17 protein-coding genes are annotated in these 16,992 nt (G+C 44.9%); 10 read left to right on the top strand and 7 right to left on the bottom strand.

The window, feature by feature from the left end:
• Nucleotides 1-17 precede the first annotated feature (17 nt).
• Nucleotides 18-362: a spore coat protein gene (locus AC3EBE_RS11580; RefSeq protein WP_488595186.1), complete on the top strand. Its 345-nt coding sequence runs from the start codon at nt 18-20 to the stop codon at nt 360-362.
• 52 nt (nt 363-414) lie between these two features.
• On the opposite strand, the gene AC3EBE_RS11575 is transcribed toward AC3EBE_RS11580, so the two are convergent.
• The 5 genes from AC3EBE_RS11575 to AC3EBE_RS11555 are packed head-to-tail and all read right to left on the bottom strand — an operon-like array spanning nt 415 to nt 4,335.
• Entirely contained in the window at nt 415-657 is a 243-nt protein-coding gene (locus AC3EBE_RS11575) for a DUF2573 family protein (RefSeq protein WP_488595185.1), read from the bottom strand.
• A gap of 12 nt (nt 658-669) precedes the next feature.
• The gene (locus AC3EBE_RS11570) at nt 670-1,434 is read right to left on the bottom strand and encodes an IucA/IucC family C-terminal-domain containing protein (RefSeq protein WP_488595184.1); all 765 of its coding nucleotides are present in this window, start codon (nt 1,432-1,434) and stop codon (nt 670-672) included.
• The gene (locus AC3EBE_RS11565) at nt 1,434-2,252 is read right to left on the bottom strand and encodes an ABC transporter ATP-binding protein (RefSeq protein ID WP_488595183.1); all 819 of its coding nucleotides are present in this window, start codon (nt 2,250-2,252) and stop codon (nt 1,434-1,436) included. Before AC3EBE_RS11565 ends, AC3EBE_RS11570 begins: the two co-directional genes overlap by 1 nt.
• A gap of 26 nt (nt 2,253-2,278) precedes the next feature.
• Entirely contained in the window at nt 2,279-3,334 is a 1,056-nt protein-coding gene (locus AC3EBE_RS11560; RefSeq protein WP_488595182.1) for a FecCD family ABC transporter permease, read from the bottom strand.
• Nucleotides 3,331-4,335, bottom strand: coding sequence for a FecCD family ABC transporter permease (locus AC3EBE_RS11555; protein ID WP_488595181.1), 1,005 nt, complete (start codon nt 4,333-4,335; stop codon nt 3,331-3,333). The genes AC3EBE_RS11560 and AC3EBE_RS11555 overlap by 4 nt, the downstream gene beginning before the upstream one ends.
• 223 nt (nt 4,336-4,558) lie before the next feature.
• On the opposite strand from AC3EBE_RS11555, the gene AC3EBE_RS11550 reads away from it, so the two are divergent.
• The 4 genes from AC3EBE_RS11550 (at nt 4,559) to AC3EBE_RS11535 (ending at nt 9,596) form a co-directional block, all read left to right on the top strand.
• Complete coding sequence (locus tag AC3EBE_RS11550) at nt 4,559-5,518, top strand: ABC transporter substrate-binding protein (RefSeq protein WP_488595180.1); 960 nt, start codon at nt 4,559-4,561, stop codon at nt 5,516-5,518.
• A gap of 414 nt (nt 5,519-5,932) precedes the next feature.
• A complete protein-coding gene (locus AC3EBE_RS11545) occupies nt 5,933-7,417 on the top strand; it encodes a spore germination protein (RefSeq protein ID WP_488595265.1) in 1,485 nt (494 codons plus the stop codon).
• 20 nt (nt 7,418-7,437) lie between these two features.
• Nucleotides 7,438-8,532, top strand: coding sequence for a GerAB/ArcD/ProY family transporter (locus AC3EBE_RS11540; RefSeq protein ID WP_488595179.1), 1,095 nt, complete (start codon nt 7,438-7,440; stop codon nt 8,530-8,532).
• On the top strand, nt 8,529-9,596 hold the full coding sequence (locus AC3EBE_RS11535) for a Ger(x)C family spore germination protein (RefSeq protein WP_488595178.1): 1,068 nt from the start codon (nt 8,529-8,531) through the stop codon (nt 9,594-9,596). The genes AC3EBE_RS11540 and AC3EBE_RS11535 overlap by 4 nt, the downstream gene beginning before the upstream one ends.
• A gap of 42 nt (nt 9,597-9,638) precedes the next feature.
• Here the strand turns inward: AC3EBE_RS11535 and AC3EBE_RS11530 are convergent, their stop codons facing one another.
• Together AC3EBE_RS11530 and AC3EBE_RS11525 are read right to left on the bottom strand one after the other, a co-directional pair.
• Nucleotides 9,639-10,814, bottom strand: coding sequence for an FtsW/RodA/SpoVE family cell cycle protein (locus tag AC3EBE_RS11530; RefSeq protein ID WP_488595177.1), 1,176 nt, complete (start codon nt 10,812-10,814; stop codon nt 9,639-9,641).
• Nucleotides 10,815-11,022: 208 nt separating this feature from the next.
• Nucleotides 11,023-11,805, bottom strand: a complete 783-nt coding sequence (locus AC3EBE_RS11525) for a DUF4931 domain-containing protein (RefSeq protein WP_488595176.1) — start codon at nt 11,803-11,805, stop codon at nt 11,023-11,025.
• 371 nt (nt 11,806-12,176) lie between these two features.
• Here AC3EBE_RS11525 and AC3EBE_RS11520 point away from each other — a divergent pair, with 371 nt between their 5' ends.
• From AC3EBE_RS11520 to AC3EBE_RS11500, 5 genes are all read left to right on the top strand, one after another.
• The gene (locus tag AC3EBE_RS11520) at nt 12,177-12,959 is read left to right on the top strand and encodes an undecaprenyl-diphosphate phosphatase (protein ID WP_488595175.1); all 783 of its coding nucleotides are present in this window, start codon (nt 12,177-12,179) and stop codon (nt 12,957-12,959) included.
• 730 nt (nt 12,960-13,689) lie between these two features.
• Nucleotides 13,690-14,613, top strand: a complete 924-nt coding sequence (locus AC3EBE_RS11515; RefSeq protein WP_488595174.1) for a helix-turn-helix transcriptional regulator — start codon at nt 13,690-13,692, stop codon at nt 14,611-14,613.
• A 2-nt stretch (nt 14,614-14,615) separates the two neighbouring features.
• Complete coding sequence (locus AC3EBE_RS11510) at nt 14,616-15,476, top strand: ABC transporter substrate-binding protein (protein WP_488595173.1); 861 nt, start codon at nt 14,616-14,618, stop codon at nt 15,474-15,476.
• A gap of 25 nt (nt 15,477-15,501) precedes the next feature.
• The gene (locus AC3EBE_RS11505; protein ID WP_488595172.1) at nt 15,502-16,200 is read left to right on the top strand and encodes an ABC transporter permease; all 699 of its coding nucleotides are present in this window, start codon (nt 15,502-15,504) and stop codon (nt 16,198-16,200) included.
• Nucleotides 16,197-16,928 carry an ABC transporter ATP-binding protein gene (locus AC3EBE_RS11500; RefSeq protein WP_488595171.1) on the top strand — a complete coding sequence of 244 codons (732 nt, stop codon included), beginning with the start codon at nt 16,197-16,199 and terminating at the stop codon, nt 16,926-16,928. The genes AC3EBE_RS11505 and AC3EBE_RS11500 overlap by 4 nt, the downstream gene beginning before the upstream one ends.
• Nucleotides 16,929-16,992: the final 64 nt, after the last annotated feature.

The raw sequence follows: 16,992 nt of genomic DNA, 5'->3' as shown, positions 1-16,992 counted from the left end.
TTCAGGAGGTAAAGCGGATGAATCAGAACCAGAATCAGCAAAAAATCCAGAATCCAGAAACACAGATTCAGAAAACACCGCAAATGAATGAGCGAGATTTTATCAATGACATTTTAACAACTGAAAAGTATATGACAACATCCTATACCCAGGCACTGCACGAAGTCAGCCATGATCAGCTGTACCAGGACCTCTTAGCCATCTACACAGAAACAGCAAATGCACAGCGCAGCCTTTATAACTTAATGTTCAAAAAGGGCTGGTATGCTGTCGAGGCGGCAGATCAGCAAAAGCTGCAGCAATCTCATCAGCAGTTCCAGGGATATATGAACCAGTTCCCGCATGGCGGCCAGCTTCAATAAATATGCATATCAAAAGAACCATCCCGCATAAAGGATGGTTCTTTTGCTGGTGTTATTTTTGACGGGTACGTTCGTTCAATTCCTTCACTTCGCCAATGACATTCTTCATTGCTTCCTTTGCCTCCGGATATTCGGCATTCCAATGCTTTGCCAGCGCCGGCATTGTTTTGGCGATGTGGCTATAAAGGATATAGGCCTTTACCTTCTCTATATTTTCAGCAGATCCTTCCCCTACTAAAAGCTCTGTATATTTCTCCAGCAATCCGTCGATTTGTTCTGTAAATGTCTTTTCCATTTCATCACTCCCTCAATGCTTTAGCCCGCAAACTTTCGGACATGTCTTGCAAAAACTTTTCGCATCCAGCTTATAGCTGAAACAACAGGTCTTTCTAATTCTGACTGGCGTGACTGATTCTTCCTGAGTGACTGGTTCCGTATAATACCTCGCCAGCGGGTTTTGATGATAATTCCCGAACGATGGACCCGGTGCAAGACGGATGATATACTCAAAATCCTCTGCAGCCCGTGCTTTGATGGCCTCATCTGGATGCTCTGCCAAAACTTTTTCATACAGCCAGTAAATATAGACAGCGACATTCTCCCACAAAATCAGTTTGGAGATTTTTGCGGCTTTGCTGAGAGCCCCCATGACCGGAAAAATATTTTCCTTAAACAACTGGCTGACCGCTTCCCTTCTCCAGTCTTTACGGTTCTCAGCAGTACAATGAAGGACTGCACGATTTTTAAAATAAAATTCCGGCAGCCAAAGCCCGTCCTTTTTCATCTCTATTAAAAGCAAGGAACCTGGCGCAGCATCAAGCTTCTTATTAAAAGCACTCATCGCATATAAGTAAATGACCGCAAGAAAGGCGTGCCTTTTCATCCATACAGATGCAGTGGTCTTGGGATCATGGGAGCCCATTTCGGCTTCGAGCTTCCTGAGCAGATTGCTCATGCTAGTATCCGAAAGCAAGCTGATAAACTCTATTGGAGCTGCTCCCACTGGAAGCTCTGCAGCAAAGCGGAATTTACTTAGCTCCTTTATTTCGTCAGCAGTCAACTCCTCTTTCATTACGCTTCCACCTTTTCCTTTTTCAATATACAACGGCCTTTTCCATAAGGGATGCACAGAGGAGTTCCGAACAATGGATCAACAGTGACCTCACAATCCATCCCGAATACATTCTTCACCAATCCGCAGTTAATGACTACTTCTGGCTTCCCCTGAGCAAAAATCTTTTGATCCTTAATCGCTACGATATTATGCGCATACCTGCATGCCAGGTTTAGATCATGGAGCACCATTAAGATGGTCCGTCCTTCTTTTTCATTCAATTCATATAGAAGATCGAGGATTTCAATCTGGTGTGTCATATCCAGATAGGTTGTCGGTTCGTCGAGCAAGATGATATCGGTATCCTGTGCAAGCGTCATGGCGATCCAGGCGCGCTGCCGCTGTCCTCCCGACAATGAATCGACAGTCCGGTCCTGCAAATGGTCGATTCCGGTAGCCACCAGTGCATTCGTTACTTTTGCTTCATCCTCTTCCGACCATTGTTTAAGCCAGGATTGATATGGATATCTCCCTTGTTTGACGAGCTGTAATACCGTCAGTCCTTCTGGGGCTGTTGGAGATTGTGGAAGGATCGCCATCCTTCTGGCAACCTCTTTGGTTGAGAGCTTTGAAATCGCTTCTCCCTCAAGCAGGATTGATCCTGACTGTGGTTTTAAAAGTCTGGCGATGGAGCGGAGCAAGGTTGATTTGCCGCAGCCGTTTCCGCCGATGAAGACCGAAATCTCGCCTTTTGGTATCTCTATATTCAATTCATTGATGATAATCGTGTCGCCATATGATAAAGTCAGTTTTTCTGCAGCAATTGCCTCTGCCATGACGATTCCCCCTTCAACAACTAGGCTTATGAATTCCGTGTTTTAAATAGCAGGTAAATAAAGTAAGGTGCTCCGATGCTGGCAGTAAACACTCCTGCCGGAACCTCCAGCGGCGAAAACATTGTTCGTCCAATCAAATCCGCCACCATGACAAGAATCCCGCCAATCAGTGCGGATACAGGCAGCAATGCGCCAAAGGCCGAGCCTACTAGCCTTCGCGCCATATGAGGGGCCATCAATCCGACAAAGCCGATCCCTCCGGCAAAGGCAACAGAGCTTGCGACCAGACCAGTGCTGACCAGCAGCAGGATAAAACGCTGGCGCTGGACATGGCCGCCTACGCCTGTGGCAATCTCCTCACCAAGTTCCTGGACATTTACATTTCTTGAGAGAATAAAGGCGATCGCCACAAGAATCAATGTCCAAGGTACCAGAACTGAAACATTAGCCCAAGTTGAACCATGCACTGTGCCTGTAATCCAAATATTGGCCTGGCTGGCGCGGTAAATCGGCCCCATCAGCATCATCAGCGTTGTAAGTGCCTGCATCATTGCTGATATGCCAATCCCAATCAATACCAGCCTGACCGGTGACACGCCATTTTTCCATGAAAGGAAATAGACGAGGAACGCAACCAGAGTTGCTCCGATGAAAGCCGATAAAGGCATCCATTTTATACTTACTGTCAAAGCATTGTTTTCATCACTAAAATAAGCAAGGAAGCCGACGACAGCAACCGCTGCCCCGCCGGTGATCCCGATGATATCAGGTGAAGCGAGCGGGTTGCGGATCATCCCCTGCAGCAAACCTCCGGCAACAGCAAGGCCAATCCCAACCATTAACGCAACAATAATCCGAGGCAGGCGGATAGAGTGAATCACCAATCTTTCCAGATCGGTGCCGCCGCCGAAAAGTACCTGAAGTACATTCCAAGGGCTGATTGCCATTTCACCCAAACCAGTACTGATGACGAACGCAGCAAATGCTGCAAAAAGCAGGCCCGTGAAGATGGCGAGCGCTCTTTTATCAATCAAGTAAGATAGTTTACCTTTAAACATTCTAAAGCTTTTATACTGACTCATTTACCGTTGAACCCCTTTCTCGCAATATAGATGAAAAATGGGGTTCCAATCATTGCCGTCATGACTCCTACAGGAATTTCCTGCGGCATCAGAACATAGCGAGCGGCAATATCCGCAGCCAGCAGAAGCATGCCGCCAAAAATTCCGGCGAAAGGAATGACCCAGCGATGGTCGATTCCTACCACTGCACGAGTTAAATGCGGAATGACAATCCCGATAAATCCAATCGGGCCAGCAACAGCTACCGCACCGCCAGATAAAAGAATGATGATGACACCGGCCCCAAGCTTTACAAACCCTGTATTCAGGCCAAGCCCTTTTGCGACATCCTCTCCCATGGATAATACATTCATTTTCGAAGAGATCAGGATTGAAGCAGCCCAGCCGACTGCCAGATAAGGCATTACCCCTACGAGGGTTTCCAGCTTGCGACCCTGGACAGAGCCTGCGAGCCAATAAAGCACTTGTTCAAGTGCAGCCTCATTCAGCACCAAAAGACCCTGGGTAAAAGAAGAAAACATAGCCGTCATGGCAGCACCAGCCAGTGTCAATTTCATTGGAGTAAGGCCTTCGCGGCCAGCAGAGCCAATCACGTAGACACTGACAGCCGCAGCCGCTGCTCCAAGGAATGAAATCCATGCAAAGGCCTGCAGGCTGCCTACCGAAAAAACTGTAACAGCGACAACTACTGCAAAGCCCGCCCCTGCGTTCACCCCAAAGATTCCCGGTGAAGCAAGCGGATTCTTTGTCAGGGTCTGCATCAGCACACCCGCAATCGCAAGGCTCGCACCAACAGCAGCAGCGATCAATGCACGCGGCAGCCTGACAGACTGGATGATTATATGTTCATTTGAGCCGTCATAGCCAGTAAAGGCACGGACAGCCGTTCCCCATGAGGTGTCGGTATAGCCGTATACAATGCTCGCGCATAATAAAATTGATATAAGCAAAATTGCTATTAATAGCCCGGCCCATCTTTGGCCAGTTGTTTTAAGCAGCATAATCCATTTACCTTCCTAAGTTAAAGAGCTTTCTAACATGTTAATATTTTTTACTTTAAATCACGCAAAGCTTTAAATCAGTAAAATTAAGTAGCTTTCACAAAATTGTCACTGATTATGAAAATCATTATCATTTAGGTATTGACACATACTACATAGTCATTTTATCATAAAGGAGCACTAATTGAAAACGATTATCATTAACATTCAGGAGGAAATACATATGAAGCATTCTAAATTCATGCTAGCCCTTATCACTGTTTTCACGATGTTCGTTCTCGCCGCTTGCGGTGGCACCGAGGAAAAGGAAACAAAGACTGCTGATAAACCAAAGGAAGAAACAAGCTATACTGTCGAACACGCAATGGGCACGACGAAAATTGATAAAACGCCTGAAAAGGTCGTGATCCTGACGAATGAAGGAACAGAAGCCTTGCTTGCTCTTGGAGTAACTCCTGTGGGGGCTGTACAGTCCTGGACTGGCGACCCTTGGTATGATCACATTGCTGAAGAGATGAAGGATGTTAAGGTTGTCGGTGTTGAAAGCCAGGTAAATGTTGAAGCAATCATCGCCCTGCAGCCAGATTTAATCATCGGCAATAAGATGCGCCAGGAAGCAATCTATGAACAGCTGAGTGCGATCGCACCAACCGTTTTCGCTGAAGATCTTCGCGGAAATTGGAAAACGAACTTTGAACTTTATGCAAAGGCTGTTAACAAAGAAGAAAAAGGAAAAGAAGTACTTGCTGCTTATGACAAGCGCATCGAGGATTTAAAAGCTGACCTTGGCGACAAAGTCAATCAGGAAATCTCCATGGTCCGTTTCATGGCTGGTGATGTCCGTATCTATCACAAGGATTCTTTCTCCGGTGTCATCCTGGATCAAATCGGCTTTGCCCGTCCTGAAAGCCAGGATAAGGAAGACTTCGCTGAAAAAGGTGTAACACAAGAAAGAATTCCAGCAATGGATGGCGATGTCCTCTTCTACTTCACATATGAAGAAGGAGATGGCAAAGCAACTGAGATTGAAAAAGAATGGATTGAGAATCCATTATTCAAAAACCTTAATGTCGCAAAAAGCGGCCAGGTTTACAAGGTTGACGACGCAATCTGGAACACAGCAGGCGGCGTAAAGGCAGCCAACCTGATGCTCGATGATCTTGAGAAATTCCTATTAAAATAGAGCTCCCAAATCAAACGTTATTCCTCACTTCCAAATAAATTGAGAAAAACCCGCAGATATTTGCGGGTTTTTTTACTTTGAAAAAAATTATTCACCAGTAAGAATGGATTTTTAACTAGTAAGAGAAGTTTTTTGACTAGTAGGAACAGATTTTTCACCAGTAAAAGAGATTATTTCACCAGTAGGCAATTTCCCGCCGATATCCGATCCGATTCCCCCAAATTTTAAAAATTGATAATGATTAAGCGAACAATCAATTATTTTGAACTAATTTTTCTTTTTTTCATAAACCTCCCAATTTCGGAAAGAATAAGCGTAAATACAAATTGGCGGAGATTTTCAATGAGACAGCTATTCAAGAAAAAGTTAATGAAGGAAATTGAAAAGGAAGCCGAAAAACAAGGCACAGCACCCATGAGGAAAAATGGCGATGAGAACAGCGATCAAAATATCCATGAATGGGAAAAAATGCTGCTGCGCTCCAATGATTTTCAAAAAACCTTTTATGTGAACCAGAAAACCGGAAAGAAATTCTGTTTCGCTTTCATTTCTACACTGGTAGATGAAAGCATTATCCAGCAAAGTGCCCTTCCCTATCTGCTAGAAGGGGATTTCAATTATATCGATGATGTGAAAAGGCTGCTTCCGGTTGCAGATGTCCAGGTCTCGACTGATAACGCAGATATCGAGAAAAAGCTGTTCAATGGCTATATCCTTTTGACACTTGAAGACCAGGAAGACCGATTTGCCTTTATGGCTGCCCAAAAAGAAGTTGTCAGAGCGGTTGGCATGCCGGAGGTAGAATTCAGCGTAATCGGCCCTAAGGAATCCTTTGTGGAATCCTTGGACCAAAACCTGAATCTCATCCGCAAAAGGGTGCCTATCAAGGAATTGATTGTTGAGAATTACACGGTGGGTAGTATCTCAAAGTCGAGTGTTGCAATTTTATATATTGAAGGCATTACGAATAAGGATAATGTCAACACAGTTGTTCAGCGAGTGAAGGATATCGAGTTTGATGAAATTACCGACAGTTCGTATATTGTCCAGTTGATTTCCGATAACCAAAATTCTCCGTTCCCGCAGCTGCTGGATACAGAACGGCCGGACAGGATTGCCGCCATTCTGGCAGAAGGAAAAGTGGCCATACTCGTGGATGGCTCTCCGCATGCTTTGATTGGGCCAACGACGCTAGTTGAGTTTTTCGGATCTTTCGAGGATTATTTTTTAAATTATCTACTATCCTCGTTTTTCCGATTGATCCGGCTATTCGCCGTTGCGTTCTCGATTTTGATCACGCCAATCTATGTTGCAGCTCTGTCTTATCACTACGAACTGATTCCCAAGGATCTTTTAAGTACTTTGATTACATCAAGAAGGGAAATTCCGCTTCCTCCAATCCTGGAAGCGTTATTCCTGGAATTAACGATCGAACTGCTGCGTGAGGCAGGAGCCCGATTGCCTACGAAGGTCGGCCAGACGATCGGTATCGTGGGCGGTATCGTTATCGGGACCGCATCGGTTGAAGCCGGTCTGACCAGTAATGTCCTGCTGATCATCGTAGCTTTGGCGGCGCTCGCATCGTTTACCACTCCGGTTTACCGGATGGGCAATACAATCCGTTTGCTTCGCTTTCCGTTTTTATTTTTTGCCGAGCTCTGGGGTTTGCTGGGGATTGTCATTTCGTTTTCGTTCCTGTTAACCCATTTGCTCCGGCTAACTTCTTTAGGCCGGCCTTTCCTGGAGCCGCTGTATCCGCCAAGGGTGACTGATTTCAAGGATGCGATTATCCGTTTGCCATTTACGATGCAGTACAATCGCCCACAGTATCTGAGGACAGAGGACCCGTCCCGTTTCAATAAAAAGAAAGCCAAAGAAAAAAAGGACATTGATGAATGAGCATGGGAGGTCATTTAAAGATGGAGCAGCAACAGTCTGTACCCGAACGATTGCAAGTTTCGCCGTTTCTTGTTCTTTATTTGATCATGTCCATGCAAATCGGGATCGGTGTCCTCGGCTACCAGCGCATCATTGCCAAGGATGCCGGCTATGATGCCTGGATATCGGTACTTGCTGCCGGGCTCAGTATTCATATCATTGTCTGGATGATCTATAAAATCTGCGGTACCGTCGATGGTGACCTCGTTGCAGCAAACGAATATGTTTTTGGCAAAAAGATTGGCAAGGTGCTCAGCTCTGTTTTCATTATCTATTTACTGGTTTTCGGCCTTGCAGTACTGAGGACGTTCATTGAGGTCATTCAGGTGTGGATGTTTCCGGAGATGAGCGTCTTTTGGTTCAGCAGTGTGTTTCTCCTTTTATCGGTGTACATCGTCTTCGGCGGGTTTAGAACTGTAGCCGGTATTGCCTTTTTCGGCCTTGTTCTCCCTAGCTACCTGCTGCTGACTTTTGTATTTGCCATAAAGTATGCCGAATTCAGGAATTTACTGCCGATATTTGACCATTCAGCAACAGATCTTGCTAAGGGCGCATTCCATATGTCCTTAACGTATATTGGTTTCGAAATTCCGATTTTTTTCTACCCATTCATTAAGGATGCAAAGAAATCACAGAAATGGGCTCATTTAGGAGTCTTTTTAACAACAATGATCTATACAATTCTGGCAATCATCACTTTTGCTTATTTTTCAGAAGAGCAGCTCGCGAAATCAATTTGGGCTACGCTTGAAATGTGGAAAATCGTCAGCATGCCTTTCGTCGAAAGATTTGAGTATATTGGGATCGCAAACTGGAATTTGATCATCCTTCCGAATATCTGCATTGCCTTATGGGGTTCAAGCCTTATTTTAAAAAGAGCGTTTAAGCTTAAACAGCGGAAAGGCGTCATTATCCTTGCCCTGATATGCCTTATTTCCATCAATTATTTTGATACACGCTTAAAAATCAACATGCTTAATGATTGGACAGGAAGAATTGGCTTTGCTGTCACCTATGTATATATCCCATTTTTGTTTTTCGCGACATTGATTGCCAAGAAGGTGAAGAAAAAATGAGCTGCATAAAGTTGATGTCACTTTTCATTGTTGCCATAATGCTGGCAGGCTGTGTCGAAAAGGAAATCATTGACGACGTGAACATTGAAATGGGTGTAGGCTTTGATTTAGTGGATGAAGATAAAATTGAAGGAACCGTCATGGTTCCAATATTTAATCCTGACAAGAATATTGGCAACTTCACTTTTTCATCAAAAGCCACAAGCAGCAGGGACTTGTTTCAGGATATCCAGCGCAAATCAGCACAGCCGCTAGTAACCGGTTCATTGGAAATTATTATATTTGGAGAAGAGATTGCCAGAAAAGGCGTTGTTGAGCTCCTTGATTCATTTGAACGCGACCCAAGCATAGGAGCAAGGATTTATTTGGCTGTTGCTGATGAAGATGCCAAAGGAATTCTTTCCGGTCAATATGGCAACAGAGGGAATGCCATTCACCTGTCAGATTTGATCAAGCATAATACTGAAAACCGGAACTTGCCGATTACTAACTTCCATCTTTTCATGTCCGAATTTTACCAAAAGGGCAATGATCCCTATTTGCCGATTTTGAAGAAGATTGAACCTGATGTCATTGATATTGTCGGAATTGCCCTGTTTCATGAGGATAAGATGGTAGGTGAACTGGATGCAGACAAAATGTTCTTTTTTAAATTGCTCACGGACCGCATCAGCGAGGGGAATTACAGACTCAAAGTCGGAAATGAAAATGTGGCCTTAAGGGACTTAACATCCAAAAGCAAAATGAAGCTGATTAAGCGTCATCCATATGAAATTACCATAAAAATTAAGATAGAAGGTCTTATCAGGGAATACACCGGTAAAATCATAAACCCTGCAATAATAAAGGAGATTGAAGCAGAATTCGAAAAAAACATTACCAAGGAAACTGAAGCATTGATTGCCAGCTTCCAGGAAAAAAATATCGACCCCGTTGGTTTTGGCCAATTCCTAAGAAGCAAAAATCGCGATTTTGATTTTAAAAGATGGGAAGATGAGTATAAAAATTTAAAGGTCAATGTTGAGACAGACGCGGTGATTACTGAGGTCGGGATTATTGAATAGGATATAAATGAAAAGAGCAGGAATCGAGGATTCCTGCTTGACCTATGTTGTCGTGGAAAACATGTATTTTTTATAGTGATAACGGATCGAGAAAATCAGGCTGACGGCCAGCATATTCCCCATAAGCGAGCTTCCGCCATAGCTGATGAACGGCAGTGGAATACCCGTAATCGGCAGCAGACCAATTGTCATGCCGATATTCTGGAACACGTGAAAAGTAATCATGCTGATAACCCCAACACAAATATAGGTGTAAAAATCATTCTTTGTTTCCATGCCGATTTTCGTGATTTGATAAATCAGCAGGAAGAACAGACTGACCAGGACACTGGCGCCAACGAAGCCGAACTCTTCACCGATGATGCTGAAAATGAAGTCAGTATGGCTTTCAGGCAGATAGACTTCCCTCGTGCCGTATCCCTTTCCTACCGTTTCACCAGACCCGATCGCCAGGAGTGAACGGGTCAGCTGGAAGCCTGTGGTACTTTGGTAGTTATAAGGATCAATCCAGGAATAGATACGTCCGAACTGGTACTCCTTAACACCAAGGTATTTCTCAAGGATTTCCGGTTTCCAGATGACAAAGTAGAAAATGATTGAAATCAGCGTAAGGCCTGTCCCAAAAATCGGTACCAGCAGCTTCCAGGTAATCCCTGAAATAAAGATCATGCCAAGCATGATGGCAATGTATACAAGCGATGTCCCGAGGTCAGGCTGCTGCATGACGAGCATGAGCGGGACCATGGTGACAATGCCGATTTTGACCAAGAGCCAAAAATCGGATTGCATCGTTTTCAATCGATACTTTTGATGATGGTCGACAATGGTCCTGGCCAGGGCCAGAACAATGAAGACCTTTACCAGCTCTGATGGCTGGAGCGTCCCCATGCCCGGCACCTTATACCAGCTTTTCGCCCCATTGATCACAGGCGCAAGGCTTGAAGGAGCAACAATCAAGCCCATCAGCAGCACCAGGCCGAATCCATATGCGTACCAGCTCAGCTTCTGGAGCTGGTCAGAATCAAGCGTAATAACGGCAGCAATGATGCCGATGCCAATCATATACCAGACGACCTGCTTTAGCAGGAAGTTTTCAGATCCATATTGCCCTGTTGTCTGAGCACTGTAGATGGCAATACAGCTCGACAGAAATAATAGCATTAATATCGTAACCAGCCCATAATCGAGCCGGGTATTATTTTTTTGGTTGGAAGTCATGTCTATTCCCCTTTAATGAAGGACTGTACAATACTTCATTATATTTTTTTCGACAATAAATCACAACTTCTTAGCATCAATTGGTTATTATTACACAAAAGGCTAATGAACCTTCTGGTATTAGCCAATCCTGCACGGCGCCTGGTTTCAAGCGGCCATAAGCATGCGAATTCCCGATTAAGATTAGGTCTAATTACATATTCCCTGTTTACGCTTCTTTTCCCAATTCCCCTGGAAAATAGCGGCTTTGGATGTCATTTTTCATCCATTCTAGATTTGTAGGGACCTGGGGAAGCTGATAGCCAATGAAAAGCGGTGTCGTCACAAATCTCGGCACAACCTTGCAGATGATTTTTTCACCTGCCCTGTAAAAGAACAGATTATAGCTGCTGCATCTGAATGGGAATGAATTCATGATGTAATGGACCGCAGTCTGGACAAAGGATGAAAAAATGGCGGATGGCTGGTCTTGATCCATGATAATATTGAATTCATAAAAGCCCACCTTTGGGCGGTCGGACAGATTGAACTGGACGCCATCAAGTTCATGGATCACAACTCCAGCAAAATCAGATTCGCTGATTTTTTCATGGTAGTCGAGGTCATACAGCCCGACAATCTGCATATGTGAATGGGCGATTGTCCCGCCTGACAGCGGTCCATGGTTCTTGAACATCACGACTGACCGATACTCCCCTGATTCCTCCATTCTGATCCAATGGCGAATCGCAAAATCCAGCAGCCTGTTCAAATGTTCCTTGGAGTATTGTGAAAACTCCTCCTCACAAACATCGGTCTCCACCAATACGGTTTGAAAGGCATTTTCAAGAACGGGATACTTATTCTTCAGCAAAAGGATCGGGCCGTCTTCATCAATGATCCCTGTCAGCTCCTCCCTTGCGCAAAAAGGGCAGCTCTGATTTTTATTGCGGATACTCTCAGGCTTTTGCACACCAATGGATGTATTGAAAAACAAATGTGTATGATTCATTTTCCCCACCTGCTTCTTATTTTTTCGTTTTCTACTATTGTATTAGAAATTACCGGATTTATCGATTTTTAATAACTGCATGAAATTTTAAGGGCATAGCTCAGTGGACTTGTTCATAGCTTTGTAGTGGACAACTCATTGGGGTTTTTATTATAAAAAAGGCTTTGTTATAAAAGGGTGTTGATTTTCGTTACAGGCGCTTCGCTTTCCTCGGGGCGTCCGGTGAGCCTCCTCGTCGCTTCGCTCCTGCGGGGTCTCACCTGTCCGCTAAATCCCGAAGGAGTCTGCGTGCCTTCCACTACAATCAACACGATTGTAATTCAACATTGGCCATAACTGAGCAATTTTTTAAAAAAAGTGGGGATAAAAATATGCTATCTAAAATTGAAGCGTTCATTTTGGGATTGATCCAGGGTCTGACGGAGTTTTTGCCGATCAGCAGCACCGGGCATCTTTACCTCGGCAGAAACCTGTTCAACCTTGAGGAAGCTGGACTCCTGCTTGATACGATGCTCCATGTTGGTACACTTTTGGCAGTGTTCGTATTCTATAAGGCGGAATTCATCAAGATTCTGAAAAATCCATTTGGCAAGCTGACCTTCCTTTTGGTCGTCGGAACACTGCCTGCAGTTGTCGTGGGCTTGCTGTTTGAGGATTATTTTGATGAGATTTCAAAGACTGGTGTGACGATTGGCTGGGAGTTCCTGATTACAGGCATCTTCCTTTGGTTCGCTGATTCAATTAAAAATGGGCGGAAGAAGATGGACGACATCAGCTATAAGGATGCGCTGATTATCGGCTCGTTCCAGGCGGCTGCCATCTTCCCTGCTATTTCCCGTTCGGGGTTCACGATTGTCGCTGCCCTTTGGCGAAAGCTTGACCGAGAGACAGCTGCCTATTTCTCCTTCCTGCTTTCCACTCCAGCAATTTTAGGCGCCATTGTGCTGCAGGCTAAGGATCTATTTAGCGGAGGCAGTGAAACGATTTCGCTCCAGGCACTGCTCATCGGCATCATTTCCTCCGCTATTTTTGGCTATATCGCTGTAAAATGGATGATTGGCTATCTAAAAAACCATTCTTTGAAGCCTTTTGCTGTGTATGTCTGGCTAATGGGCCTTGCAGTCCTGTATTTTCAGTTCACCGGGCAGTTTTAAACGGTTATTGGCAGAAAAATGTTTTTTTTTGCTGAGTTCGTAATTTTATTGGTGAAAATTTCGTTTCATTGGTGAAGTTTACTACTTTATTGGCGAACTGGAAATTCTGCAGCTTTTTTTTAAGTTGCAGGTCGGATAAACACAAAAATGCACACCATTCCAGGAATGGTGTGCATCTTTTTTATCAGCAGCCTCCGTCGCCGCCCATCAGGACCAAACCTTCACGGTACTCATCGTACTCAAGTGAAAGACCTTCTGTATAGTCCACGATATTGGCTTCAATCGCTACTCTGATCTCATTAATAACTGCTACATGATCATCTTCTTCCGGCTCTTCCAGAGCCAGACCAATCTGCGGGCCTCCTCAGCCAAAGCCGCCGAAGTAGACGCGGATTCCATTTGCATTGCGCTCAGCAAGGATGTCTTTCAAGATGTCGCGCGCTTTATCTGAAATTTGCATGCTCCTGTTCCTTTCTTCATTAGATCTTAATGCTTAGTTTACCATGGTATGAACAAGAAATACACTATACTGCCCGGAGTATTTTGTGAAGGTGGAAATTGGAAATTTTATTAATTTCGCTAAAAATTAAAAAAATTCTCCCAAAAATGTGAACACAATATGATACACTCATGATAAAACCAAACAAAACTTAACAAAAACAAACATTTGTCACATCTTTCTACTAAATATTCTATTATATTTAGTTAATGAAGAAAAGGAGGGATTCCTGTGGAAGTCTTCACCCCGGATGAAATCGCTTCCATGCTTAAAATTTCTAAGCACACAGTTTACGAGATGATTAAGCGGGGCGACCTGTCTGCTTTTAAAGTGGGCAATAAAATGAGAATTGAAGAAAGCGAATTTAATAGATACAAAGAAAGCATGACTGCTGCACCCTCAAAACGCCAGGCAGAAGCACAAATCAATCCAATGCAATCGCTTCAGCTGGCGGGAAGCCATGATTTCCTCGTCGAACATCTTGTTAAATATACTGCTGCGGAAGGAACGGGACTGGCAATCACGCCATCATACATAGGCAGCCTTGAAGGGCTGATGATGCTTTACAGAGGCAGCGCTGATGTTGCGGCAATCCACCTGCTGGACCCCGTATCACAGCAATACAACCTTCCGTTCATCCGTCAATTGTTTGTCCATGAGCCAATCACGGTGATGCGGCTTGCATCCCGTGAACAAGGCTTGATCATTGCAAAAGGAAATCCGAAGAACATCTGCGGAATCAAGGACCTGACAGGATCGGATATTACGATCGTCAACCGGCAAAAGGGCGCGGGCACCCGCTTCCTGCTGGATTCCTTCCTGGCTGCCGAAGGTCTTCAGCCGGGGGATGTCCGTGGCTATGAAAATGAGGAATGGAACCATCTGGGGGCCGCTTCCCATATCAGCAGAGGCACAGCGGATGCAGCCTTTGGGATCAGATATGCAGCAAGCCAGCTTGGTTTGGATTTCATCCCATTGACTAAGGAACAGTTTGACCTTGTCCTCCGCTGGACACCTGAAAACAAAGCAGCCCTACAGCACCTGATCGACCTTATTCATTTTACCAGTTTTAAAGACAGCATCCTTGAGCTCGACGGCTATGATGCTGAAGATTTCGGAAAAATCATTTATGGAAACCATATAATGGAGGCTTGAAGATGAAGGTAAAACATTTAATCTCAATACTATTAGTACTAATGTTAGCGTTTATAACGGGCTGCTCAGACACTGAAAAGGAAGCAAATGCCAAGCCGGCAAAAACGGAAAAGCCATCAGACTTGATCCTTGCCACTACCACGAGCACCCAGGACAGCGGACTGCTTGAGGTCTTGATCCCTGAATTCGAAAAAAACAATAACTATAATGTAAAAACCATTGCAGTTGGAACAGGACAAGCTCTCGAAATGGGTACACGCGGCGAAGCGGATATCCTGCTGGTGCACGCTCCTGAAGCGGAACAGAAGATTGTCGACAGCGGCGACGCGATCAACCGCCAGAAAGTGATGTACAACGATTTCATCCTTGTCGGCCCAGCCGCAGATCCAGCCAAGGTAAAAGGATTGGCAGTAAGTGAAGCTCTGACAAAAATAATCGAAGCGAAAGCAGCGTTTGTCTCACGCGGGGACGATTCCGGCACTCATAAAAAGGAATTGGAATTATGGAAGAAATCAGACCTTGATCCAACAAGCCTTGGCGAGAGCTATATTGAAGCAGGCCAAGGAATGGGAGCAACTTTAAAAATCGCTTCAGAAAAACAAGGGTACACATTGACTGACCGTGCGACCTTCCTGGCGCAGCAGAAAAACATGCCTGACACTGCTATTTTAGTAGAAGGTGATGAAAGCCTATTGAATATTTACCATGTCATGCAGGTGAACAACGAAAAGCATGATAAAGTAAATGCAGAAGGTGCGAAAGCATTTGTAGAGTTCATGGTTGCAGAAGATACGAAGAACATCATCAAGGAATTCGGCGTGGACAAGTACGGAGAGCCGCTCTTCTTCCTTTTTGAAAAATAATAATTTGAAAGAAAGCTGATTGCAGATGGAACTTTTACTAGAGGGATTAAAAAAAGCGATAGAGATGATTTTGTCCGGTGATCCGGAGATATTCAAAATCACCTTACTGACACTGAGGGTATCGATCACGGCGGTGCTGATCAGTACATTGATTGGCCTGCCTGCCGGGATGCTGCTGGGGCTTGCCCGTTTTCCAGGAAGACGGTTACTCCTTGCCCTGGTCAATATTGGCATGGGACTCCCTCCGGTTGTCGCCGGTCTGTGGATAACGCTTTTCCTCTGGAGGTCAGGCCCGCTCGGTGACTTCGCCTGGCTATACACACCAACTGCCATCATCATGGCCCAGATTCTAGTTTCCCTGCCGATTGTCACCGCGCTCACGAGTACGGCTTTCCAGCAAATCAATCCTAAAATGATCCTGCAGGTTAAAGCATTGGGGGCAACGAAGCTTCAGCTTTACTGGATTTTAATGAAAGAGGTTAAGCTCGCCATCCTGGCTGCTATTATTGCCGGCTTCGGCAGGGTCATCGCCGAGGTTGGGGCAGCGATGATGGTCGGCGGCAACATCAGCGGCGAAACAAGGATTTTGACGACATCGATTGTCATGGAGGTTTCTAAGGGCAACTTCGATATCGCACTGGCCCTCTCCTTCATCCTGATGACATTGGCATTCATCATCACTTTTTGCTTAACCTACTTACAGCAAAGGAAGCGGAGCCTATGACCTCTTTGATCACAGTTAAAAGCTTAGAAGCGCGAGCGGGGAAAAAAGTGCTGCTGTCCATCCCCCATTTCGAGATTCAGCAGGGTGAAGTCCTTGGCATCATGGGTCCGAATGGTGCGGGTAAGAGCACTTTTATAAAGGCACTGTCCCTACTGGAGCAGCCTGCCCAGGGGTCGATTTATTTTAAGGGAAAAAATATTACAAGTGATTTATCAATTGAGATGAGAAGGAAATTCGCTGTCGCGATGCAGCAGCCTCTCCTCCTCGATACGACAGTCTTTCAAAATGTTGCTGTGGGATTGAAGCTGCGGAAACTTCCGCGCCCGGAAATCAATAAAAGAGTGTCATATTGGCTTGAAAAGTTCCAAATCAGCCAGCTCGCCAAAAAACAAGCCTTCCATCTTTCCGGAGGTGAAGCCCAGCGCGTCAACCTGGCGCGGGCAATGGTACTGGAGCCAGAAGTGCTGTTCCTGGACGAACCGTTTTCTGCCCTTGATTTCCCCACCAAGGTGCAGCTGCTGAAGGATATCAAATCGATTATTGGGCAAACGAAAACGACGACAGTTTTTGTCAGCCATGACCTGATGGAGCTGAAATACCTGGCAGACACACTGGCGATTTTAATCGATGGTGAACTGAAGCAAAGCGGGCCGACAGAAGAGGTTTTGTCATTCCCTAATCCATCTGCTGATGCTTTTATTAATGAATGGAAAAGCCTTCTCAATTAGTTTTTCAGACAGTGTGGATGTTCGTGCCATGCTGTTTTTTATTTTATTTAAATGAAAAGCAGGG

Source organism: Mesobacillus sp. (assembly GCF_057785455.1).
The sequence above is the reverse complement of the archived record's forward strand: the minus strand, read 5'-3'. Positions and strand labels throughout refer to the sequence as shown.